Source organism: Rhodopseudomonas palustris, assembly GCF_003591005.1.
Classification (GTDB): Bacteria; Pseudomonadota; Alphaproteobacteria; order Rhizobiales; family Xanthobacteraceae; genus Rhodopseudomonas; species Rhodopseudomonas palustris_K.
The window spans coordinates 1-17,613 of the sequence record NZ_QYYD01000047.1 but is presented as its reverse complement, the minus strand read 5'-3'; the positions used below and the strand labels follow the sequence as shown (position 1 = coordinate 17,613).

General features: G+C 65.8%; 16 protein-coding genes. 5 read left to right on the top strand and 11 right to left on the bottom strand.

Features of this window, described 5'->3' with window-relative positions; genetic code table 11:
* Positions 1-243: 243 nt before the first annotated feature.
* The 5 genes from prmB to uvrC form a co-directional block, all read right to left on the bottom strand.
* Complete coding sequence (gene prmB, locus D4Q52_RS25200) at positions 244-1,329, bottom strand: 50S ribosomal protein L3 N(5)-glutamine methyltransferase (protein ID WP_119859331.1); 1,086 nt, start codon at positions 1,327-1,329, stop codon at positions 244-246.
* Positions 1,329-1,796: a molybdenum cofactor biosynthesis protein MoaE gene (locus D4Q52_RS25195; protein WP_119859330.1), complete on the bottom strand. Its 468-nt coding sequence runs from the start codon at positions 1,794-1,796 to the stop codon at positions 1,329-1,331. Before D4Q52_RS25195 ends, prmB begins: the two co-directional genes overlap by 1 nt.
* 22 nt (positions 1,797-1,818) lie before the next feature.
* On the bottom strand, positions 1,819-2,070 hold the full coding sequence (gene moaD, locus D4Q52_RS25190; RefSeq protein WP_119859329.1) for a molybdopterin converting factor subunit 1: 252 nt from the start codon (positions 2,068-2,070) through the stop codon (positions 1,819-1,821).
* Positions 2,067-2,690: a CDP-diacylglycerol--glycerol-3-phosphate 3-phosphatidyltransferase gene (gene pgsA / locus D4Q52_RS25185; RefSeq protein ID WP_119859328.1), complete on the bottom strand. Its 624-nt coding sequence runs from the start codon at positions 2,688-2,690 to the stop codon at positions 2,067-2,069. The genes moaD and pgsA overlap by 4 nt, the downstream gene beginning before the upstream one ends.
* Positions 2,691-2,819: 129 nt before the next feature.
* Positions 2,820-4,898, bottom strand: a complete 2,079-nt coding sequence (uvrC, locus tag D4Q52_RS25180) for an excinuclease ABC subunit UvrC (protein WP_119859327.1) — start codon at positions 4,896-4,898, stop codon at positions 2,820-2,822.
* Positions 4,899-5,200: 302 nt separating this feature from the next.
* Between uvrC and D4Q52_RS25175 the strand changes: the two genes are divergently transcribed.
* On the top strand, positions 5,201-5,824 hold the full coding sequence (locus D4Q52_RS25175) for an outer membrane protein (RefSeq protein ID WP_119859326.1): 624 nt from the start codon (positions 5,201-5,203) through the stop codon (positions 5,822-5,824).
* 385 nt (positions 5,825-6,209) lie between these two features.
* Here D4Q52_RS25175 and D4Q52_RS25170 read toward each other — a convergent pair whose 3' ends face one another.
* A complete protein-coding gene (locus D4Q52_RS25170; protein WP_119859325.1) occupies positions 6,210-6,422 on the bottom strand; it encodes a cold-shock protein in 213 nt (70 codons plus the stop codon).
* 270 nt (positions 6,423-6,692) lie between these two features.
* Positions 6,693-7,553 carry a 23S rRNA (adenine(2030)-N(6))-methyltransferase RlmJ gene (locus tag D4Q52_RS25165; RefSeq protein ID WP_119859333.1) on the bottom strand — a complete coding sequence of 287 codons (861 nt, stop codon included), beginning with the start codon at positions 7,551-7,553 and terminating at the stop codon, positions 6,693-6,695.
* A 318-nt stretch (positions 7,554-7,871) separates the two neighbouring features.
* Here D4Q52_RS25165 and D4Q52_RS25160 point away from each other — a divergent pair, with 318 nt between their 5' ends.
* A complete protein-coding gene (locus tag D4Q52_RS25160; protein ID WP_119859332.1) occupies positions 7,872-8,267 on the top strand; it encodes a chemotaxis response regulator CheY in 396 nt (131 codons plus the stop codon).
* 248 nt (positions 8,268-8,515) lie between these two features.
* On the opposite strand, the gene D4Q52_RS25155 is transcribed toward D4Q52_RS25160, so the two are convergent.
* The 3 genes from D4Q52_RS25155 to D4Q52_RS25145 all read right to left on the bottom strand — a co-directional run bounded on the left by D4Q52_RS25155 (position 8,516) and on the right by D4Q52_RS25145 (position 12,306).
* The gene (locus tag D4Q52_RS25155; protein WP_119859324.1) at positions 8,516-9,370 is read right to left on the bottom strand and encodes a TIGR01459 family HAD-type hydrolase; all 855 of its coding nucleotides are present in this window, start codon (positions 9,368-9,370) and stop codon (positions 8,516-8,518) included.
* Positions 9,371-9,382: 12 nt separating this feature from the next.
* Positions 9,383-10,852, bottom strand: coding sequence for an EAL domain-containing protein (locus tag D4Q52_RS25150; protein ID WP_119859323.1), 1,470 nt, complete (start codon positions 10,850-10,852; stop codon positions 9,383-9,385).
* A 107-nt stretch (positions 10,853-10,959) separates the two neighbouring features.
* Positions 10,960-12,306 (bottom strand): aspartate aminotransferase family protein, encoded by a 1,347-nt coding sequence (locus tag D4Q52_RS25145; RefSeq protein WP_119859322.1) that lies wholly within the window; start codon positions 12,304-12,306, stop codon positions 10,960-10,962.
* Positions 12,307-12,541: 235 nt separating this feature from the next.
* Here D4Q52_RS25145 and hisS point away from each other — a divergent pair, with 235 nt between their 5' ends.
* The 3 genes from hisS (at position 12,542) to D4Q52_RS25130 (ending at position 15,081) form a co-directional block, all read left to right on the top strand.
* A complete protein-coding gene (gene hisS / locus D4Q52_RS25140) occupies positions 12,542-14,074 on the top strand; it encodes a histidine--tRNA ligase (protein ID WP_119859321.1) in 1,533 nt (510 codons plus the stop codon).
* Between the two features lie 199 nt (positions 14,075-14,273).
* Positions 14,274-14,477, top strand: a complete 204-nt coding sequence (locus D4Q52_RS25135; protein ID WP_119859320.1) for a tautomerase family protein — start codon at positions 14,274-14,276, stop codon at positions 14,475-14,477.
* 208 nt (positions 14,478-14,685) lie between these two features.
* Positions 14,686-15,081 (top strand): thioesterase family protein, encoded by a 396-nt coding sequence (locus D4Q52_RS25130; RefSeq protein ID WP_119859319.1) that lies wholly within the window; start codon positions 14,686-14,688, stop codon positions 15,079-15,081.
* A gap of 308 nt (positions 15,082-15,389) precedes the next feature.
* Here D4Q52_RS25130 and D4Q52_RS25125 read toward each other — a convergent pair whose 3' ends face one another.
* Complete coding sequence (locus D4Q52_RS25125; RefSeq protein WP_119859318.1) at positions 15,390-17,453, bottom strand: hypothetical protein; 2,064 nt, start codon at positions 17,451-17,453, stop codon at positions 15,390-15,392.
* Between the last annotated feature and the right edge of the window lie 160 nt (positions 17,454-17,613).

The following is a 17,613-nucleotide window of genomic DNA, read 5'->3' as shown; positions in this document are numbered from 1 at the left end:
GGCTCCCTCGTTTGAAGTTTGCAACAACCTCAATCTGGCACAATGCGATGCCGTTGGGGGCCGTCCACCCCATCACCTGTCGTTGCGTTGGTGAAAGGCGCGGCGGCGCGGTGCGTCATGGTGAGTCAAGGGGGTATGGATTCCGGGTTCGCGCAGCTGCGCTGCGCGCCCCGGAATGACTCGCGGAGGGGGTGGTGGCTCAACGTCCGGCGGTGGTGGTTGTTGGCGAGCTGGATCAACTACTCACAAATCCGTCGCGGCGATCCAGAACACTTCGCCTTCGGAGTCTTCGCTGTCGAGCCACAGCAGCGGCAAGTGAGGATACTCCGCTTCGATCAGTCCGCGGCCGCGGCCGATTTCGCAGAGCAGGCCGCCGGTTTCGGTGAGGTGATCCTTGGCTTCCGCCAGAATGCGGCGGACGATGGCGAGGCCGTCGTCGCCGCCGTCGAATGCCATTGCGGGTTCGGCGAGGCATTCCTCCGGCAAATTGTCCATGCCTTCGGCGTCGACGTAAGGCGGGTTGGTGATGATCAGGTCGTAGCGGGCGTCGCCGAGCGGCGCGAACAGATCGCCGTGGTGCAGCGTGATGCGCTCGCCGAGTTGATGGTTGGCGACGTTGCGGGCGGCGACATCCAGCGCATCCTGCGACAGGTCGATCGCGTCGACGCTCGCGGACGGGAAGGAGCGGGCCGCGAGAACGGCGAGGCAGCCGGAGCCGGTGCACAGATCGAGCACGCGTTCGACCTCGGCCGGATCACCGATCAGCGACGTCTCGCCGCCGTCGAAATGCGTATCGAGCAGTTCGCCGATGAACGAGCGCGGCACGATCACGCGTTCGTCGACATAGAACGGCACGCCGCGCATGTAGATCTTGTTGACCAGATACGCGGCCGGCATCCGCGTCACGATGCGGTCGGCGATCAGATCGAGGATCATTTCGGACTCGGCAAAGGTGACGCGCGTCGTGGCGAACATCTCGAACTGATCGGGATGCAGATGCAGCGCCTCGCCGATCAGGAAGGCGGCTTCGGCGATCGGATCGGTGGTGCCGTGCGCGAACACCACGTCGGCTTCGGCGAAACGGCTCACCGCGTAGCGCAGGAAATCGAGCGCGGTGATCAGTTCGCCCGGCATCACTCCGAACGTATCGTGTCTGAGCACCACCGTCGTCGGGACAGCAGCACGGCGCTGCGCCGGGCGCTTGTCACCTGCGGCCGATTTGTTGGTCCCGCGCGGCGGCTTGGCCTTCGCAGCCTTCGCCTTCGCGGCTTTGGCCTTTGCGGCTTTGGGTTTTGCCTTGAGCGGTTTCGCCTTGCTGGTCTTCGCCATCAATCCTTGCCCCATCGCGCCGCGGCCGCGTCGTCGCGGTCGTGTGCCTCGATCCAGCGCGTCTCGCCGCCGCGCTCTTCGCGCTTCCAGAATGGCGCGTTGGCCTTGAGATAATCCATCAGAAATTCGGCGGCCGAAAACGCCGCCTGGCGATGCGCCGAGGCGGCCAGCACCAGCACGATGTTGTCGCCCGGCAGCATCCGGCCGACACGGTGCACGATCGTCAGCGCAGTCACCGGCCAGCGCTTCACCGCTTCGCCGGCGTGGCGGCCGATCTCGTCCTCGGCCATGCCGGGATAATGTTCGAGTGTCAGTGCCGCGACATCGTTGCCATCGTCGGCGCCGCGGCAGAGGCCGCTGAAGCTGACCACGGCGCCGATGTCGACGCGGCCCGCGGTCATTGCCTTGATCTCGGCGGCGATGTCGAAATCGGCTTCCTGAATGCGGATGGTCACCGGCACGGTCATCGGGTCATCCGTCTGAACGGGCTCAGCCGCCGGTCATCGGCGGGAAGAACGCCACTTCGCGGGCACCGGCGATCGGCGAGTCGGCTCGCACATGGGTGCGGTCGATCGCAGTGCGGATTACTGCGGGCCTTTCGAACGCATACGCGTAGCCGTCGCCGCGCGCGGTCAGCCAGCCGATCAGATCGGCGACGGTGGCAACATCGGCCGGCGGCTCGATCGTCTCTTCTTCCAGCCCGATGCGCTCACGCACCCAGGCGAAGTACTTCACCTTCATCGCGAGTCCTCCTCGATGAGGTGGTGGATTCCCGCGCGGAAATAGTCGTAGCCGGTGTACATCGTCACCAGCGCCGAGATCCACAGCAAGGCGAGACCGATCTGAGTCGTAAAAGGCAGCACCAGGTCGCCGGCATCACCGGCGAGCAGAAAGCCGATCGCGACCAGCTGCACCGTGGTCTTCCATTTCGCCAGTTTGGTCACCGGCACGCTGACCCGCAGCGCCGCGAGATATTCGCGTAGGCCGGACACCAGGATTTCGCGACACAGGATGACGATCGCGGCCCACAACGTCCAGCCGTGGATGATGCCGTCGGCCGCCAGCATCAGCAGGCAGGAGGCGACCAGCAGCTTGTCGGCGATCGGGTCGAGCATGCGGCCGAATGCCGAATGCTGGTCCCAGATCCGGGCGTAATAGCCGTCGAGGAAATCGGTGATGGCGGCGGCGATAAATACCGCCAGCGCGACCCAGCGCAGCGCCAGCGGACCGCCGAGAATCGACTGCGCATAGATGCAGCCGACCACGACGGGAATCGCCGCGATGCGCGCATAGGTCAAAATATTGGGCAGTGTCAGCGACTTCGTCCCACGCGCCGGCGCCCTGGTAGAAACGTTATTCATCGCGCTTACCAATACTGCCCACGCCGGAACGTCAACTCCCCCGAACGGCGCCCCGATCCCTATCAGGAAAAGGTGAAATCCACATGGATTCTGATCGGCCCGGGGATGGCCGACTTTCGTCGGGCCGGTTCAGCCCGGCCCGGGATGGAAGAAGTCGAAAATCCGCCGCGCGCTTTCGGCGCTGATGCCCGGAACCTTGCCGAGATCGCCGAGTGAAGCGCGCTCGATCTGTTTCAGCGTGCCGAAATGGTGGAGCAAAGCGCGCTTGCGGGTCGGGCCGATGCCTGGGATTTCCTGCAGGCCGGCCTCGCGGATGTCCTTCTTGCGCAGCTTGCGGTGCGAGCCGATCACGAAGCGATGCGCCTCGTCGCGCAGCCGCTGGATAAAATACAGCACCGGGTCGCGCGGCTCGAGCTTGATCGCCTCGCGCTCCGGCATGAACAGCGTCTCGCGGCCGGCGTCGCGGTCCGGCCCCTTGGCGACGCCGAGCAGCGTCACCTCGGACTCCAGCCCGAGTTCGGCCAGCACGCCGCGCGCGGCGTTGAGCTGGCCGCGGCCGCCGTCGATGATCACGAGGTCGGGCCAGCGCGGCGTCTCGTCGTCCCTGGCCGGCGCTTCGCCTTCGGCGCGGGCAGCGACCAGCCGCTTGAAGCGGCGCTGCAGCACCTCGCGCATCATGCCGTAATCGTCGCCCGGGGTGAGGCCTTCGGAGCGGATGTTGAACTTGCGGTACTGATTCTTGATGAAGCCGTCCGGCCCGGCGACGATCATGGCGCCGACCGCGTTGGTGCCCTGGATGTGGCTGTTGTCATAGACCTCGATCCGCTGCGGCGGCTTCGGCAGGCCGAGCACGGTGGCGAGGCTCTGCAGCAGCCGGGTCTGGGTCGCGGTGTCGGCGAGCTTGCGGCCGAGCGCCTCGCGGGCGTTGGTCAACGCGTGCGCCACCAGCTCCTTCTTCTCGCCGCGCTTCGGCACCGAGATCTCGACCTTGTGACCGGCCTTGATGCCGAGTGCGTGCGCCAGCAGCTCGCATTCCTCGATGTCGTGCGACAGCAGGATCTGCTTGGGCGGTGGCTTGTCGTCATAGAATTGCGCCAGGAACGATGACAGCACTTCTTCAGGTGTGAACGACTTCTCGGCGCGCGGGAAGTAGGCGCGGTTGCCCCAGTTCTGTCCGGTGCGGAAGAAGAACACTTCGACGCAGGAATAGCCGCCTTCCTGATAGATCGCGAACACGTCCGCTTCCTCGACGGTGCGCGGATTGATGCCCTGCTGCGACTGGATCGCCGACAGCGCTGCCAACCGGTCGCGATACAGCGCCGCGGTCTCGAATTCGAGCTCGTTCGACGCCTTCTCCATTTCGGCCGCGAGCAGGCCCTTCACGGCCCGGCTGCGGCCGGACAGGAAGTCAGTCGCCTCGCGAACCAGCTCGGTATAGCCGGGGAAATCGACCTCGCTGGTGCAGGGGCCGGAGCAGCGGCGGATTTGGTACAGCAGGCAGGGGCGGGTGCGGCTCTCGAAGAAACTGTCGGTGCAGGAGCGCACCAGGAACGCCCGCTGCAGGGCCGTGATGGTGCGGTTGACCGCGCCGACCGAGGCGAACGGGCCGAAATAGCGGCCCGGCCGGGTCTGTGCGCCGCGGTGCTTGAGGATCTGCGGCGCCCAATGGTCGCCGGTGATCAGGATATAGGGAAACGACTTGTCGTCGCGCAGCAACACGTTGAAGCGCGGCCGCAGCTGCTTGATCAGGTTGGCTTCGAGCAGCAGCGCCTCGGTCTCGGTCGCGGTTGAGACGATCTCCACCGACACCGTCGCGGCGATCATCCGGGCGATGCGCATGACATGCCCGGTCGGCCGCGCATAGGACGACAGCCGCTTCTTCACGTTCTTGGCCTTACCGACATACAGCACGTCGTTGGCTGCATTCAGCATCCGGTAGACGCCGGGCGAGGTCGGCGCCAGCCGCACCGCCTGCTCGATCGCCGCGCGGCCGACCGCGAGCGGGCCGTCGGCCGGCTCGGCGGCGTCGTCCTCGATCTCGGGCAGCCGCGCCTCGTCGTCGTCCTCGACCGACAGCGAGGCGGTCTCGGCGTCGATGTCCTGCGCGGCGGAGCGGGGCGTGGGGTCGGGCGAAACCGGCGACGGCGAGGCCGTCTCATTCGGCGGCACGGCAGCCGCGTCGCGGGTTTCGGCAGGGTCTTGATTCATGGCCCTAAATTAGGCGCTCGAGGCGGCCGGTGCCAGCGCGGCAGTCCCGGAACTCACATCCGGCGATCGGCGCAGCCGCTGCCATGCTGTCGCCGCGAAGCTTGGGAAGTAAGTTTTCATTAAGACTGAGGTCTGGAACCCAACCCGGATTAACAACCGCTTAACTTCAAACTCTCGATAAATCTTACCGGAAAAAAGTGGAAATCCGTAACCATCCCGGATGCTTTTCCCGCGGCCACTGGTGGCCGATGGCTGGACGGACGGCACGCCGAATCTGCGTACCTGCCGTCGAGGAGAGTAAGATGCGTAAACTTGCGATGGCGACAGCGACCATTCTCGCCGCAGGGGCGACGGCCGCGCAGGCTGCCGACATGAGCTATTACGGCTCGCGGACGCCCTACACGGTCAATCAACCGCTGAACGCGTTCAGCTGGGCCGGACCCTATCTGGGCGGCAACCTCGGCTATGCGTTCGGCAACGTCACCAACAACATCACCAAGCCGTCCGGCTTCTCGGGCGGCGTGCAGGGCGGCTACAACTGGCAGAGCGGCGCCATCGTGTTCGGCCTCGAGGGCGACATCCAGTTTTCGACATCGGAGGACACCTTCGCGCCCTACAAGTTCTCAAATCCGTGGTTCGGGACCGCACGCGGCCGTGTCGGCTACGCGATGAACGACGTACTGCTTTACGCCACCGGCGGTCTCGCTTTCGGCCAGCTGAAGGGACAGAACCTGCTGTCGACCGAGAGCCACACCTCGGCGGGCTGGACGGTCGGCGCCGGTGCGGAGTTCGCGTTCGCGCCGAAGCTCAGCGCCAAGGTCGAGTACCTCTACGGCAGCCTTTCGACCAACAACTTCTTCATCACCGGCGTGCCGAACGGATACAATTTCGGCCTCATCCGGGCTGGTATCAACTACCATTTCTAACAACGCGATCCGTCGCGAAAGAAACTCGGCGATCAACATTCCCGGCCCTCGTGGCCGGGATTTTTTTGCCGAGGGTTGTTAGTAGATAAAGTTCGTAGGATGGGTTGAGCGCAGCGAAACCCATCGGTCTTGCGGGGGAAGGATGGGTTTCGCTGCGCTCAACCCATCCTACGATGGTGGCTTTTGCCGCGATCCGTCGTGTCCAAGAACCTAAGCGAACAACATTCCGAGCTCTCCAGGCCGGGATTCCGTGACCAAGGGGGCCTGTGCCCATGCGCAATCAGAGCCCGGCACGCGGCACCTGTCGTGTTGCCGTCGTCAGTGTGCTTGACCGCCATGCGGTCGTCCGTCAGCTTCGCTCGGGTGAGCGGCGCCGTCACACGCGCTACGAGATCACCAGGTTGACCGCTTTGGGGCCTTTGCCCTTCTTGTCCGGCTCGACCTCGAACGTTATCCGCTGTCCTTCTGTAAGGTCCTTCAAGCCGGCGCGCTCGACCGCGGTAATATGCACGAATACATCGCGGCCGCCGTCGTCAGGCTTGATGAAGCCGTAGCCGCGTTCTCCATTGAAGAACTTCACCGTTCCCGTCATAGGCATTCCGGAAATTCCTCCCGCCCTGCTTTCCGCCGCGCCAAAAAGCAATGGAAGACGCTGCGGTGCGACCTGGCGTTGCGCTGCCGGAAAGTTCGGCCGAGAGGTGGACTGCTGCTAATTGCAGTCCGAGTAGTACGGCCTTGTCACTCCGCCGCCCCCATTCGCGGAAGCGGAACGTAAAGCCAGTCCAATCAAATCAGCATAATACGGATTGCTGCGGATTGACTACGGCTCAAATGCGACTTTTGCACTCTGGGGCGGTCGCTGGCTGAGTCATTGGAGCTTGGGTAGCTCGAGCCGGTATCGGCCCACGCCGCCCTGGCCAAGCGGCCGTTCCAGCTCTGGAAGAATGATTTTCAATTCTGACGCCAGCGTCCAGGGCGGGTTGACGATCAGCAGCCCGGTCGACGTCAGCGGTCCATCCGGCTGCTGCGGCGCGACGCTGAATTCGAGCCGCAGGCATTTGGCTTCGCCGCCTTTGGCGGCCGTTGCGGCGACGTGATGGGCCAGCGCATCGGTGGCCCGGCGGTTCTTGGCCGGATACCACATCACATAGGTCCCGGTCGGCCATTTGCCGTAGGCGGTGGAGAACGCCTGGGCGAGGCGGTCGAATTCGTCCTTCTGTTCGAACGAGGGGTCGATCAGCACTAGGCCGCGCCGCTCCTTCGGCGGCACGAAGGCGGTGAGCGCCTGCCAGCCGTCGAGATCGACCACCCGCGCCTGGGTGTCGCGGCGCAGCGCAGCGATCAGCTGCTTGCGCGCCACCGGGGCAATCTCGCTCGCCACCATGCTGTCCTGCGGGCGCAGCAGCGCGCGGGCGATCAGCGGCGAACCCGGATAGGCTGTCAATTCGCGCTGCGGATTGAAGGCCCGGACAATGTCGAGATATGGCCTGATCAGATCGCCGGCCTGATCGGAGAAGCGCGCCTGCAGCACGCGGCCGACGCCATTCGCCCACTCGCCGCCGCGGCGGGCTTCGTCGCTGGTGAGGTCGTACAGCCCGGCGCCGGCGTGGCTGTCGATCACGCGGAATGGGGCCGGCTTCTCCTGCAGATAGGTCAGGATGCGGACCAGGACGATGTGCTTGAGAACGTCGGCAAAGTTGCCGGCGTGAAAGGCGTGACGATAATTCATCCGCATCTCCTATCAGCGGAGCTCGCCAACCGCCACGGCGATCGCGGCACCGGGGCCGCTGCAGCATTGCGCACCGCCCCTGGTACGATTACGGGGCGCCGGTATCCCGGGAAATTCAAGCAAGTCAGTACTTTGTAGCGATTTGACGGGGAGCCGGCAGGTCCGTCGCGGCGTCCGATTAACGGGCTGTTTAATGAGCGATGCTAGGTCTTCGGACCGGACGGGGCCGGAGATTACTCGGCCGGCCCTCACAGAACGCAATAGAGCCCACCGTTCGGGGCGTTTCGGCGCACCATCGCGGTGCCTTGGGAGTTGAAGATGGCGGTTGATTTGTCAATGTCGGTCTTGGTGGTGGACGACTACAGCACCATGATCCGGATCATTCGTAATCTTCTGAAGCAGCTCGGCTTCGAGCATATCGACGACGCCAATGACGGCTCGGCCGCGCTGGAGAAGATGCGCCGCAAGAAGTACGGGCTGGTGATCTCGGATTGGAATATGGAGCCGATGACCGGCTACGACCTCCTCAAGGAAGTGCGCGCCGATCCGAACCTGTCGCAGACGCCGTTCATCATGATCACGGCGGAGTCCAAGACCGAAAACGTGATCGCCGCCAAGAAGGCCGGCGTGAACAACTACATCGTCAAGCCGTTCAACGCCGCGACGCTGAAGACCAAGATCGACGCGGTGTTCCCGGATCACGTCGCGGCGTAAGTCGCGACGTCAAAGCATCAGATTGGAAAAACGCGCTCCGTGAGGGGCGCGTTTTTTGTTGTCCCCGTCATTCCGGGGCGCGCGGCGAAGCTGCGCGAACCCGGAATCTCGAAGCGTTCTGCGACTGCTGCGTTTCCACATGTCGGGACTCCGGGTTCGCGCGCGAAGGGCGCGCGCCCCGGAATGACGAGCGAGAGGGTGTCGGCGCGGGGCGCAGCGCGTCGCGGGAATGAAACGGAAGCGCAAAGTTACCAGCGCAATTCCCGCGTCAGCGCCAGCGGCGGGTGGCCGAAGAGTTCGGTGACGGCGGCGGTGTCGAGGCGGTCGATGCCTTCGAAGGCGTCGGCGTGGATGCCGCGGGTGACGAACAACAGGTCGATGCCATAGGCCTGCGCGCCGGCGAGATCGGTGCGTACCGAGTCGCCGATCGCCAGCACGCGCTCGCGCGGAGTATCGGCGCCGCGCAGCTCGCGCGCCAGCGCCATCGCGCGGTCGTAGATCGGCCGGTGCGGCTTGCCGTAGAAGATCACGTCGCCGCCGAGCTCGCGATACAGCTCGGCGATCGCGCCGGCGCAATAGATCAGCCGGTCGCCGCGTTCGACCACGATGTCGGGGTTGGCGCAAACCAAAGTTAGTTTGCGGGCCAAGGCTTCGCCCATCATTTGCCGATAGTCTTCGGCCGACTCGGTCTCGTCGTCGAATGGGCCGGTGCAGATGATGTAGTCGGCCTTGTCGAGCGGCGTCAGCACGCTGTCGAGGCCGCGATAGATGGAGTTGTCGCGATCGGGGCCGAGCCAGTAGATCGATTGCCCGGGATGTTCGGCCACGTAGATCCGGGTGAGGTCGCCGGACGAGACGATGGCGTCGTAGCAATCGTCCGGCACGTGCAGCTTGCGCAATTGCCGCTGCACCGAATCCGCCGGGCGCGGTGCGTTGGTGATCAGCACGACGGTGCGGCCCTCGGCGCGCGCGGTGCGTAGCGCCTCGCAGGCTTCAGGGAACGACTCGAGACCGTTATGGACGACGCCCCAGATGTCGCTGAGCACGACATCGACGGACGGCACCAGCTCGCGCAGGTGCTCGACGAAACGCAGCGTGGTCATCGCAGACGGCGATCAGGCCGGACCAACGACGCGGCGCGCCAGCGCGGCGACGCCGGTGGCGACGCGCGCCGGTTCGATCCGGGCAAGTGCGCCCTTCGGAAGAGAGCCAGCATCATGAGAGGGAGCGAGTTCCTGCTTGGCCGTGTCGCCGGAGGAAGGGGGCGTCGGCGAGGGGGCGGTCTCTGGGCGCAGCGGCCGCGGCGCCGCGAACAAGAACCCCTGCCCAAACCGCACATCGTAGTCAAGCAGGTCGACCACAGCGCGTTCCCCCTCGATCCGCTCGGCGATCAGATCGATGCCGAAGCGGCCGAGCAGGTCCGACAGATCCGCCGGGTGAATGTCGGCGGCCGGGCGCTCGCGCTCTTCGAGCAGCAGCGCGGCCGGCACCTTGATGAAGCGGACGCCGCGATCGGCGAGTTCGCGCGGCTCGAATCGCAGGTCGGTGACGTGATCGATCGAAAACCGGTAGCCGCGCTGCGCCAGCGCCGCGAGATGCTCGGCCTCGACCAGGCCGAGTTGGCGCAGTGTGCTCTGCTTGAATTCCAGCACGAAGGACGGCGCCAGCGCCCGGTTGGCCTCGAGCAGATCCAGGCACTGGGCGAACGCCGCGGCGTCCGACAGCGTCGCGGCGGCGACGTTGACGAATACGCCGACCTCCTTGTTGCGCACCATCAGCCGGCGCAGCACCTGGACGGCGCGCAGCATCACCGCATGGTCGATCCGGCCCATCAGCCCGGCACTCTCGGCCGCGGTGAGGAACTCCTGAGCGGTCAGGACCTGGTCGCTGCCGTCGCGCAGCCGGGTGACGATCTCGTAGAAGCGCACCTTGCGCTGCGGCAGCGTCACCAATGGCTGCAGATAGATGTCGAGCCGCCCGTGTTCGATCGCTGATTTGACGACATCGAGCAACTGGGCCGCTTCGCGAGCGGGCTTCGGGGCGGCAGGCGCGCTCGGCGCCACGGCAAGGTCGCTGAGCGCCATCGGCTCGACGGCGGCGGGTTGGACCCCCTGCTGCTCCGGCAGCCGCGCACCCGGATCGAGCAACGGCGGTGTCTGCGGTGTGCTGGTCGAAGCGGCGGCCGTCAGCAGATCCTCATGAGTGGCGACCGAGGCGGCGAGCTGCTTCACCAGCAGGCCGAGCTCGCCAATCTCGTTGAGGGCGATCTGGGCGCGATCCTGGCTGGCATTATTGGAAGCGATCAGCTTGGCCTCGACGGCGGCGAGGCGCCGGCCGAATTCGCCGATCTGGCGGGCGAGATCGGCGGTGCCGCGCGACAGATCGGCGATTTGTTGGCTGGCTTCGGAACGGTCGCCGAGCCGGACCGACACCGCGTGATACAAAATGAACAGCGACATCGCCGCCAGCGCGACGATCGCGGATTCGACGGCGTTGAAGCCGGCGAGCGAGTACACCACCGTGCCGAGCGACACGGAGATCAGCACCATGCAGATGGCGATGAACAAGGTCGAAATTCGAATCATTCAGCGCCGATTTCCCTGCCGATCCCGCCATCATTCGCGATTCGGCGGACGAGTCTACTCGATTCGTCCGCCGAAGCCGGGTTCAGGGCAGGAGCGCCGGGGAGGCGTCAGGCAACCGCGCGGATCACTTTGGCGACCTTGTCGACGATTTCGCCGACCTGGTCGTCGCTCATGATCAGCGGCGGGGTCAGCGCCAGCGTATCGCCGGCGATGCGCAGCATCAGGTCGTGGTCGTGGAACGCCGAGTTCATCGACTCAAAACCGCGCTTGCCGGGGCCATCCGCGTGCGGGGCAAGGTCGATGCCGGCGGTGAGGCCGACGGTGCGAATGTCGACCACGTTGGGCTCCGACTTCAGCGACAGCACAGCGTCGGCAAATATCGGCTCCAGCGCCTTGGCGCGCTCGAACAGCTTCTCGTCGCGATAGATGTCGAGCGTGGCAAGGCCGGCCGCGCAGGCCAAGGGATGTGCCGAATAGGTGTAGCCGTGGAACAGCTCGACGGCATAATCCGGCCCGGTCATGAACGCGTCGTGGATCTCGCCCGAGGCGATCACGCCGCCCATCGGCACCGCGCCGTTGGTGACACCCTTGGCGAAGGTGATCATGTCGGGCGTCACGCCGTAGCGTTCGGCCGCGAAGGCGGCGCCGAGCCGGCCGTAGCCGGTGATCACTTCGTCGAAGATCAACAGGATGCCGTGCTTCTTGGTGATCTCGCGCAGGCGCTTGAGATAGCCCTTCGGCGCCGGCAGCACGCCGGTGGAGCCGGCCATCGGCTCGACGATCACCGCCGCGATGGTGTTGGCGCCGTGCAGATTGACGAGGCCCTCGAGCGCGTCGGCAAAGTGCGCGCCGTATTCCGGCTCGCCCTTGCTGAATGCCTGCTTGTCGCGATCATAGGTCGCAGGCAGATGGTCAACGCCGTTGAGCAGCGTGCCGAACATCTTGCGGTTGTTGCCGATGCCGCCGACCGCGGTGCCGCCGAAGCCGACGCCGTGATAGCCGCGCTCACGGCCGATGAAGCGGGTGCGCGAGCCCTGGCCGCGGATCTGCTGCCAGGCCATCGCAATCTTCAGCGCGGTGTCGGCCGCTTCCGAGCCGGAGTTGCAGAAGAACACGTGGTCGAGCCCGGCCGGCGCCAGATCGGCGATCCGGCTGGCCAGTTCGAACGCCTTGGGCTGGCCGAACTGGAACGGCGGCGAGAAGTCGAGCTCCTCGGCCTGCGCGGCGATCGCCGCGGAGATCTGCTCGCGGCCGTGGCCGGCGTTGCTGCACCACATGCCCGAGGCGGCATCGATGATCTTGCGCCCGTCCGTGGTGAAATAATGCATATCCTTGGCGCCCGCGATCATCTTCGGCGCGCGCTTGAAGGCCCGGTTCGCCGTGAACGGCATCCAGAACGCCTCGAGGTCGTTCGGCACGTTGACGGCGGACGTGGGCTTGCTCTTGTCTAACATAGCGCTCCTCATATGCGCGGGACTGGATTTCGGGCGGCGCGGCAGGCTAGCAGCTTCGGGGTGGCACGGAAATGCCGCGAGCCCGCACATTTGCGTGGGGCTTCCATCCGGGAAGGGGCCGCTGACGCTCATAAACCACGCATCCGGCCGGCGATTTGCGCCAGATCACACCTGCCAGCCTTGCTGCCCGGCAGAGCGGCTGGTACCAACCCGGCCCTGAGCTGAAAAGGCGACCATGGCTGACAAACCGAAGAAACCCTCGAAACTCCGCGCCCGGCTGCCGCGCGGCCTGGCCGACCGCGGCCCCGGCGAGATCGCGGCGACGCGCGCGATGGTGGAGACCATCCGCGAGGTCTATGAGCGCTACGGCTTCGAGCCGGTCGAGACCCCGGCATTCGAATACACCGACGCGCTCGGCAAATTCCTGCCCGATCAGGACCGCCCCAACGAGGGCGTGTTCTCGCTGCAGGACGACGACGAGCAGTGGATCAGCCTGCGCTACGATCTGACGGCGCCGCTCGCCCGCTACGTCGCCGAGAATTTCGACGCGCTGCCGAAGCCGTATCGCAGCTACCGGTTCGGCTGGGTGTTCCGCAACGAAAAACCCGGCCCCGGCCGCTTCCGCCAGTTCATGCAATTCGACGCCGACACCGTCGGCGCGCCGACCGCCGCCGCCGACGCCGAGATGTGCATGATGGCGGCGGACACCATGGAAGCGCTGGGGATCCCCCGCGGCAGCTACGTGGTGAAGGTGAATAATCGCAAGGTGCTGGATGGCATCCGCGAAGCGCAGGGCATCGACAGCGACGCCCAGTGGCTCACCGTGATGCGCGCCATCGACAAGGCCGACAAGTTTCCGATCAAGGATATCATCCTGCTACTTGGCGCCGGCCGCTGGGACGGCGGCGAGGAAGGCAGGGGCGACTTCACCAAAGGCGCCGGGCTCACCAATACCCAGATCGACGCCATCATCAATTTCGTCGGCGATCCCAAGGAGGCCGGTTCGAGTGCGCAAGGCGTAAGTAATCAAGCCACTGTTGCGAACATGGAAACGCGAGTTGCGGGTTCGAAGACAGGTGCGGACGGCGTCGCTGAACTCGCGACCATTGCCGAACTGGCGGACGCCGGCGGCTACGGCGATTGCGTGAAGATCGATCCCTCCGTCGTCCGCGGTCTCGAGTACTACACCGGCCCGGTCTACGAGGTCGAACTGCTGCTCGACACCAAGGATGAGAAGGGCCGCTCGGTGCGGTTCGGGTCGGTCGGCGGTGGCGGGCGTTACGATGGTCTGGTGTCGCGCTTCCGCGGCGAGCCGGTGCCGGCGACCGGGTTCTCGATCGGCGTGTCGCGGCTGCAGGCGGCGCTGACGCTGATCGGCCAGCTCGACAACAAGCCGCAGCCGGGCCCCGTCGTCGTCACCGTGTTCGGCGGCGACATCGCCGGCTATCAGAAGATGGTCGCAAGCCTGCGCCACGCCGGCATCCGCGCCGAATTGTACTTGGGCAACCCCAAGCACTCGCTCGGCCAGCAGATGAAATACGCCGATAAGCGCAACTCGCCCTGCGCCATCATCCAGGGCTCGGACGAAAAGGCCCAGGGCATCGTTCAGATCAAGGACCTGATCTTAGGCGCCGAACTCGCCTCGCTGGAAAAGGACCGCGACGAATATCTCAAGAAACAGGCCGAGGCGCAGTTCTCCTGCAGCGAAGATGACCTCGTCGCCAAGGTGCAGGACCTGCTGCAGCGTCGCGGGGTGGTGTGGAATTAAGTCGAGGCGCAGCCTGAACCCTCTCCCCTTGTGGGAGAGGGTCGCTTTGCGCAGCGAAGCGGGGTGAGGGGTCGAGGGCCTTCGCCGAGATCGCGGCTACCCCTCATCCGTCGCGGACTTCGTCCGCGCCACCTTCTCCCACAAGGGGAGAAGGAGAATACAATCAGCGCCTCACAGCGCGACAGCAGGGAGAATCACCATGCCCGAAGTCACCATCAATCTCGCTGAAGGCCGCACCGACGCGCAGAAGACGGCGGTGATGCGCGACATTTCCGACTCGATCGTCAAGCATCTCGGCGTCAAGGCCGAAGACGTCGTCATCCAGATCAACGAAGCCCCGCTCAATAACAAGATGAAGGGCGGCAAAACCTTCGTCGAGCGCAGAGCCGAGCAGGCGAAGTAAGCGCTTCGCAAAGCCCTCTCGTTCGTCATTCCGGGGCGGGCGCAGCGCGAGCCCGGAATCCATAACCACGTGCTCGCGATTAGCAGCGGGTTGCGCGCCGAGTTCTTCTCGCTGACACTGGGAATATGGATTCCGGGTTCGCACAGCTTTGCTGCGCGCCCCGGAATGACAAACGCTGAGGCATCGTCAGGAAGCACAAGAGGCCCTCATGGACGCGCGCGATATTATCACTGTCGGCATGAGCGCCGAGCGGCAGATCACGGTGGCGCTGGAGCAGACGGTGCAGCATTTCGTGCCGTATATGCCGGCGGTGTTCGCGACGCCGCTGATGATCCTGGAAATGGAGATGGCCTCGGGCGAGGCGATCCATCCGGCGCTGCCGCAGGGCTGGGTGACGGTCGGCACCGGCGTCGACATCCGCCATCTGACGCCGGCGCTGGTCGGGCAGGTGGTACGGAGCACCTCGAAGGTGATCACGGTCGAACAGCGCAGCATCGGCTTCGACGTCGCCTGCTGGGTCGGTGCGCGCAAGATCGGCGACGGCAAGCACCTGCGCGGCCTGATCGACGTCGCAGCGTTCACGGCGCGCTTCAAGGATTGGTAGTCCGGAGCTCTCGCCTTCGGCCGAAACCCCTCCGCGAGTCATTCCGGGGCGCGCGGCAAAGCCTGGCCGATCTGTATCTGCCGGGTGTGATGAGCGTGCGGCAAGCGTACCGCCTCTCCGCGAGTCATTCCGGGGCGCGCGGCGAAGCCGTGCGAACCCGGAATCTGCTACGCGCACTGTGCCTGCCCGGTTCTTCGTAACAACTTCGGGATTCCGCGTTCGCTCGCTGCGCGAGCGCCCCGGAATGACGGTGCGGGGGGTTAGTCTAGCGGGGCGCTGCGCGACCGCGCCGGATCGATAACGCTGCCTCAACGCCCCTCCCGCAGCCAGGTCGCCGCAAATGCGCCGAGCAGCAGCAGCAGTCCGATCAGGCCGGTGAACATCGGCAGCACGCCGACGCCGCGGACGACGCTGGCGTCGCGCATGCGGACGCCGAGCCAGTTGTCGCCGCGGAACGACGTCGCCGAATGCACCGGGATGATGCGCGGCAGCTCGACGCTGCCGCTGTCGGCGATGCGGCGGGCGTCGCCGCCGGTGGTCTGCGCCAGTGGTCGCAGCGTGTCGGGCGTCGAGGTGACTTCGGAGAATTCCTTCGGGTTGACCGGGCCGACATTGATCAGCGCCTTCAGCGTGCCGTCGGTTGCTTGCCACAGCCCGAGTTCGTCGGCGGGCAGCGTCGCCCGCCAGGTGCCGGGATCGTTCGAGGTCAGCGTCAGCTCGCGGTTCTGGCCGGACGGCGAGGTGACGGTGACCGGCGGCACGTTGTCCGCCATGGTCTGCCGGATCACCTGCAGGTCCTTGCCCTCGACCTTGAGCCGCAGCGCTTCTTCATCGAGATCCGGCTGCTTCATCAGCCAATGCGACATCCGCCTGAGCAGATCGAGATGCGGCCCGCCGCCCTCATAGCCGCGCGCCCACAGCCAGATGTGGTCGCTGAGCAGCAGCGCGACACGGCCTTCGCCGTAGTGCGACAGCAGCAGCAGCGGCGCATTGTCGGCGCCCGTCATCAGCGGCGGCGTGGTGGCGTTGCGGGTGTCGACGGTGCGGAAAAAGCGGCTCCATTGCGGCGGCTCGCTGGCTGAGCCTTCGAGGCCGCGCGTCACCGGGTGGCGCTTGCCGGCGTCGCTGAGCCGCGCGGTGTAGGGCTTTTCGCTGACGCCGACCGGCTCGGCCGGCAGCAGGCTGTCGAGCGGCGTGCGCCAGATCGAGGTGGTCGAGGCGTAGTCCGGCCCGGCCGACACCAGCACGGCGCCGCCGTTGCGGACATAGCGGGCGATGTTGTCGAAGTAAGCGATCGGCAGCACGCCCTGGCGGGCGTAGCGATCGAAGATGATCAGCTGAAACTCGTTGATCTTCTGCTGGAACAGCTCACGGGTCGGAAACGCGATCAGTGACAGCTCGTTGATCGGCGTGCCGTCCTGCTTCTCCGGCGGCCGCAAAATCGTGAAGTGCACGAGATCGACGCTGGCGTCGGACTTGAGGAGATTGCGCCAGGTGCGCTCGCCGGAATGCGGCTCGCCCGACACCAGCAGCACGCGCAGTTTGTCGCGCACACCGTCAATCGACACCACGGCGCGGTTGTTGACGGTGGTGAGTTCGTTCTCGACGGGCGAGGCTTCGATCTCGACGATGTTTTGTCCAGCGTGCTTGATCTCGACGTCGATAGTAACGGTCTGGCCGCTCGCGACGCTGCGCTCGTTCAGCGTCTCGCCGTCGCGGCGCACCACGACGCGGGCGCGCTCGCCGCTGATGCCGTGGTCGTCGAGCCGATAGGTGATGGTCTGGACCTGGCCGACGATGCCGAAGCGCGGCGCCGCCACGATGGCGACACGGCGGTCGCGCTCGTTGCTGCGCCCGGTGATCAGCGCGTGCACCGGCGCCTGGAAGCCCAGCGCGGCGGCGCTTGCCGGAATGTCGTGGACGCGGCCGTCGGTGATCATGAAGGCGCCCGCGACGCGGTCGGTCGGCACGTCGGACAGCGCCGAGGTGAGCGCGCCGAACAGCTTAGTGCCGTCGGTCTCGCCATCGGCCTGGCCGGCTTCGACCACCCGGACCTCGACGCCTTTAAGCTGCTTGAGGCGGTCGACCAACTGCTCCTTGGCCAGTTCGGCCTCGGCGGCGCGGGTGCCGAAGTTCTGGCTCGGGCTCTTGTCGACGACCACAGCTGCAACTGACGACAGCGGCTCACGCTCCTCGCGCGTGAATGACGGATTCGACAGCGCGAGCAGGATCAACGCCAACGCCGCAATCCGTACCCACGCGCCGCGCGAGCGCCCGAGCAGCAGCACCAGCGCGATCACCGCAATCGCGGCAAGCGCTACCCACAGCACGGCGACAGGAACTAATGGCGCGAAGGCGATGCCGTATTGCAAACTAGCTACCTCTCAACTCGAACACCGTCATCCTGAGGCGCGGGGGGGGGCGCCGCCCGCCGGGGGGGGGGGGGGGGGGGGTGGTTGGGGGGGGGGGGCATAAAGGGGGGCGGGGGGGGCGCCCCACGGGGGGGGGGGCGCGGTGTTTAAAAAAACCCAA